The following is a 3,625-nucleotide window of genomic DNA, read 5'->3' as shown; positions in this document are numbered from 1 at the left end:
GGTCTGCTCGACAAGCCGATGGACTTCATCCTGTCGAAGAGCCTGCGCCCCAAGATCCAGGCGCGGTTCGGTGGACGGGTCAAGGCGATGGTCTCGGGTGGCGCTCCGCTCAATCCCGAGATCGGCGTGTTCTTCCACGCACTCGGCATTACGCTGCTGCAAGGCTATGGCCAGACCGAGGCCGCACCGATCATCGCGTGCAACCGCCCCAGCGTGGGCATCAAGATGGACACGGTGGGCCCGCCGCTCGCCGATACCGAGGTGCGCATCGCCGAGGATGGCGAGATCCTGGTGCGCGGCGAACTGGTCATGCACGGTTACTGGCAGAACCCCGAGGAGACCGCGCGCGTGCTCAAGGACGGCTGGCTGCACACCGGCGATATCGGCTATATCGACGAGGCCGGGCGGATCGCGATCACCGACCGCAAGAAGGACCTGATCGTCAACGACAAGGGCGACAATGTCTCGCCGCAAAAGGTCGAGGGCATGCTGACGCTGCAGCCCGAGATTCACCAGGCGATGGTGGTCGGCGACCGGCGGCCCTATCTGGTCGGGCTGGTGGTGCCCGATCCTGAATGGACGATGGAATGGGCGAGCGCGCAGGGCCTCAAGGTCGATTTCGCCGCGCTCCAGGCCAATCCGCAGTTCAAGGCTGCGGTGCGCGCGGCGATCGACCGGGTCAATGCCGACCTGTCGGTGATCGAGAAGGTGCGCCAGTTCAACTTCGCCGACGAGCCGTTCACCATCGAGAATGGCGAGATGACGCCGTCGATGAAGATCCGGCGGCACGTCATCCGCGGGCGCTATCAGGAGCGGCTGGACAGCCTGTACAAGAGCTGAGGGGTCAGGCGGGCCGGCGGCGGTTCCACAGCTGCAGCCCGATCTCGGCGATCAGCAGCGGCCCGAGCCAATAGGCCCATATTCCGAAGGCCGGGGCCACGCCTTCCATGTCGCCCAGCCGCTGCGCCAGGCGGCAGAAGACGAAGGTCCAGGTGAGGACCATCGAGCGGATCATCCACATCTGGTGCGAGCGCCAGCGCTTCTGGCTGCCGCGCCGCCAGCCCATCGAGGTCGCGACCAGCCAGGCCACCGACAGCGTGGCCGTAGCCCAGCCGCTCGCCGGATTGCGGTGCGGATCGCTGGTCGCGAGGAACAGCGCGACAAATGCCATGGTCATGCCTGCGCCGACATAGGTGCAGCCGGTGTGGCGGTGATATTCGAACGCGGCGCGGGTCCAGCCCATGTACAGCGCGAGAAAGCCAGAGACGAGGGTCAGGAAACCGGTCAGCGCATGAAGCACGATCCACAGGCTGTGATCGGCATGGCCCCGCTGCGCACCGCCGCCGAGCGCGGGCAGCACATTGAGCCACAGCACCGGCAGCGTCGAGAGGATCGCCGCCCAGAACAGCAATGCGGGCAGGGTCAGACCCGGTCTGTGATCGATCGGCGGCCAGGCCTGGCTGGTCACGATGGCTCCCCCCTGTTGGTTTCGCACCATCGTGCCTCACGCCGGGAAGTGTCGCAACCCGGCTCGCTACCGCGCCATTCCCGTCACCCCCGCGAAAGCGGGCGTCCCGCTTTCATGGCAACGGGAAACGCACAAGCGGGATTCCCGCGTTCGCGGGAATGACGGGGCGGGATAGGGGACCGGAAATAGCAAGACCCCGGATCGGCCTCCACCGATCCGGGGTCTTGCTGAAACGTCTAGAACGAAATCGCTTATTCGGCGGCTTCGTAGTACTGCGGCGCGGCGGCGTTCAGGATCTCGAGGATCTTCTTGAGCGCGGCGGGCTCGTCGGTCTTTTCCATCGCGGCCAGCTCACGCGCCAGACGGCTCGAGGCGGCTTCGAAGATCTGCCGTTCCGAATAGCTCTGTTCGGGCTGGTCGTCGGGACGGAACAGGTCGCGGGTCACCTCGGCGATCGAGACGAGGTCGCCCGAATTGATCTTCGCTTCATATTCCTGGGCACGGCGCGACCACATGGTGCGCTTGACCTTGGGCTTGCTCTTGAGCGTTTCCATAGCTTCGCGCAGCGTCTTGTCCGAAGACAGCTTGCGCATGCCGATGCTTTCAACCTTGTTCACAGGAACGCGCAGGGTCATCCGTTCCTTTTCGAAGCGCAGCACGTACAGCTCGAGCTGCATGCCGGCAATTTCTTCCTTCTGAAGTTCCACAACACGGCCGACACCGTGCTTGGGATAAACCACATAATCGCCTACATCAAAAGACAGCGCTTTGGCGGCCATTCAAAAACCTTTCTGTATTCAGGGGAAGCGGGAGCCTTTTCGAACTCGCATGTCAGCCGTTCGAGTGAATCTCCTCAAAATGTGCCGAATGTGGGACACCCATCAGCGCAAACCCGCTGCGCCAATAGGCCGCACTTAACAGATTCGTCACAAAATAGCCACCCCGTAATGGCCATTCCGGTCCTAGATGGGGGCTGCGCACGAAAATACAATCGCGCTGGGGGAATTACGCTACGGAAACCGCCAACGTTTGCAGCGGGGCGATGCGGAATTGCCAAAAAGGGGTCGGCGCTGACGACCCACCCCTGGCCCCTCCCTGTCCAGGGAGGGGAATTGTTTGCTTGTCGCGCTGGAACTCCCCTCCCTGCAAGGGAGGGGTTGGGGGTGGGTCAGCGCATCACGCCAAAGCGGATCAGTCGCCCTCGCCGGGTTCGGGCGAGAAATAGGCTTCGTACTTGCCTTCCTTGCCCTTGTACTCATCGGCATCGGGCGGGCTGTCGCGCTTGACCGTGATATTGGGCCATTCGGCGCTGAACTTGGTGTTGAGCTCGAGCCACTTTTCCAGGCCGTCCTCGGTATCGGGCAGGATGGCTTCGGCAGGGCATTCGGGTTCGCACACGCCGCAGTCGATGCACTCGCTGGGGTTGATCACCAGCATGTTCTCGCCCTCGTAGAAGCAGTCCACCGGACAGACTTCGACGCAGTCCATATATTTGCACTTGATGCAGGCGTCGGTGACAACATAGGTCATCGGCTGTGATCGCTCCCCTGAATGCGCACCGGCGCGGGGCACCGGTCGGGCGTGATGATGGCATGGTGATGCCGTGGTGATTCTGGCCGCCTTGCTATTGTGACAAGGCCGATGCGTCAATATGGCGCTGCCTTGGGGTGCCAAAGCCCCGCTTTATCCCGTCGCACGCGCTTCGGTCGGTTCGCTGTAGCAGGCCAGCGCCTCGTCCGCCGGACCGCGCCGCCGGGGCAGCTGGTCGATCTGCAGCACCAGCACGCGCGAGCCCTGGGGGACGGTAAGAATGTCGCCGCAGCGCACCGCGTGGTGCGCCTTGACGACGCGGTTGCCATTGCTGCGGATCACCCCCTGTTCGGCGAGCAACTTGCCCTGCGATCGGCTACGCACCAGCCGCAGATACCAGAGCAGCAGGTCCATGCGCATGTGCGCGCCCGCGCTGCCGATCGATGAGGATGCTCCGCCGCCCTTTTCAGCCAATCGCCACCTTCCATTCCTTCAGCGCGGCAAAATGTCCCCGATTCTCCGGTCCCGCCGCTGGGCCCCGAGCCTTTTTCCGCGCCAGCCCCCGCCAGCGCCATAACCTTTGCCTGTCCGTCGCTGCGTCGGCCCCGGCACCCGCCGGTGCGGCCT

General features: G+C 63.9%; 5 protein-coding genes. 1 reads left to right on the top strand and 4 read right to left on the bottom strand.

What is annotated here, in order from left to right; all coding sequences use genetic code 11:
• Window positions 1-840: AMP-binding protein (locus AX735_RS04370; protein ID WP_156447411.1), on the top strand; the 840-nt coding region annotated here is incomplete at its 5' end.
• 4 nt (window positions 841-844) lie between these two features.
• Here AX735_RS04370 and AX735_RS04365 read toward each other — a convergent pair.
• From AX735_RS04365 to AX735_RS04350, 4 genes are all read right to left on the bottom strand, one after another.
• A complete protein-coding gene (locus AX735_RS04365; protein WP_171007838.1) occupies window positions 845-1,468 on the bottom strand; it encodes a DUF2306 domain-containing protein in 624 nt (207 codons plus the stop codon).
• A gap of 251 nt (window positions 1,469-1,719) precedes the next feature.
• On the bottom strand, window positions 1,720-2,247 hold the full coding sequence (locus AX735_RS04360) for a CarD family transcriptional regulator (protein WP_023837598.1): 528 nt from the start codon (window positions 2,245-2,247) through the stop codon (window positions 1,720-1,722).
• 412 nt (window positions 2,248-2,659) lie between these two features.
• Window positions 2,660-2,998, bottom strand: coding sequence for a ferredoxin FdxA (fdxA, locus tag AX735_RS04355; RefSeq protein ID WP_023837599.1), 339 nt, complete (start codon window positions 2,996-2,998; stop codon window positions 2,660-2,662).
• 153 nt (window positions 2,999-3,151) lie between these two features.
• Entirely contained in the window at window positions 3,152-3,472 is a 321-nt protein-coding gene (locus AX735_RS04350) for an RNA-binding S4 domain-containing protein (RefSeq protein ID WP_082750924.1), read from the bottom strand.
• Window positions 3,473-3,625 lie beyond the last annotated feature (153 nt).

This window comes from Blastomonas sp. CCH1-A6, from assembly GCF_001556365.1.
Lineage (GTDB): Bacteria > Pseudomonadota > Alphaproteobacteria > Sphingomonadales > Sphingomonadaceae > Blastomonas > Blastomonas ursincola.
Note: the sequence above shows the minus strand (reverse complement) of the source record. Positions and strands in the feature narration are given on the sequence as shown.